Origin of the sequence: Micromonospora sp. NPDC049366, assembly GCF_044466625.1 — a bacterium.
GTDB lineage: Bacteria > Actinomycetota > Actinomycetes > Mycobacteriales > Micromonosporaceae > Micromonospora.
On the sequence record NZ_JBITMV010000058.1, the window covers coordinates 1 to 1,464 of the forward strand.

Here is a 1,464-nt window from a genome sequence, read left to right on the forward strand (position 1 = left end):
CCCGTTACCTTTTTGATCGTCCCCAGCCGGGGACCCTCGGTCGCCCGGCCTGGTATGACTTCCTGCCCCTGTCGTTCGGATGATCCGGGGGGTGTTGTCGCCGGGTCGGGTGGCGTCGGTGGACCGCTGATAGGGACACGGCCACCCGTGTTGGGGTAGGTCTCTTCGTAACGTGGCTGCCGGCAGTCCGACGCCCTGACAGCGGCCGAGGCCACGGGATCGATGCGTGGAGGCGGGTGCGGTGCGCGACGGATATGGCGTCTTCCTGGGCTTGGACGTCGGCAAGGGTGATCACCACGCGGTCGGGTTGTCTCCGGACGGCAAGCGGCTGCATGACGCGGCGTTGCCGAACACCGAGGCCCGGCTGCGGCAGTTGTTCGACAAACTGGCCCGCCATGGGCGGGTGCTGGTGGTGGTCGACCAGCCGGCCTCGATCGGCGCCCTGCCGGTCGCGGTGGCCCGGGCAGCCGGGCATCAGGTGGCTTACCTGCCCGGCCTGGCCATGCGGCGCATTGCTGACCTGCACCCCGGCACGGCGAAGACCGACGCCCGGGATGCCTACGTCATCGCTGATGCCGCCCGAACCCTGCCGCACACGCTGCGGCGAGTCGACGTCGGTGACGAAGCCCTCGCGGAGCTGGAGGTCCTAGTCGGCTTCGATGACGACCTCGCTGGGGAGGCCACCCGCATCTCGAACCGGATCCGTGGGTTGCTCACTCAGATCCATCCCGCCCTGGAACGGGTTCTCGGTCCGAAAGTGCACCACAAGGCCGTGCTGGAGCTGCTGTCACGCTGCGGTGGCCCGGCTGGTCTGCGCAAGGCCGGCCGCCGCAAACTGCTGTCTATCGCCGGGGTTCACGCCCCGCGCATGGGTGAACGGCTGATCGAGCAGATCATGACCGCTCTCGACGAGCAGACCGTGACCGTTCCGGGCACCCAGGCTGCGGAGACGATCCTGCCTCGCCTGGCCGACAGCCTCCGCGACGTCCTGCGCCAGCGTGACCAGGTCGCCGGCGAGGTCGAGGGGATGCTTGATGCGCACCCTCTTGCCTCGGTCCTGACCTCGATGCCCGGCATCGGCGTCAGGACCGCCGCCCGGATCCTGCTCGAAGTCGGCGACGGCACCGCCTTCCCCACCCCCGGCCACCTCGCCGCCTACGCCGGACTGGCCCCCGTCACCCGACGATCCGGCAGCAGCATCCGCGGCGAACACCCACCCCGCGGCGGCAACAAAAACCTCAAACGCGCGTTCTTCCTCGCCGCGTTCGCCGCCCTGACCGACCCCACCAGCAGGGCCTACTACGACCGCAAACGCGCCGAAGGCAAACGCCACAACGCCGCCCTCATCTGCCTCGCCCGACGCCGCTGCGACGTCCTGTTCGCCATGCTCCGCGACAAGATCCCCTACCAACCCCGCCCCACCAGCCCCGTCCCCGCTTGACGAAACCCATAGGGACACCCCCC

General features: G+C 69.5%; 1 protein-coding gene. It reads left to right on the forward strand.

Features of this window, described 5'->3' with window-relative positions:
• Window positions 1–241 precede the first annotated feature (241 nt).
• Window positions 242–1,441: an IS110 family transposase gene (locus ACIBTV_RS31415; protein WP_396710817.1), complete on the forward strand. Its 1,200-nt coding sequence runs from the start codon at window positions 242–244 to the stop codon at window positions 1,439–1,441.
• Window positions 1,442–1,464 lie beyond the last annotated feature (23 nt).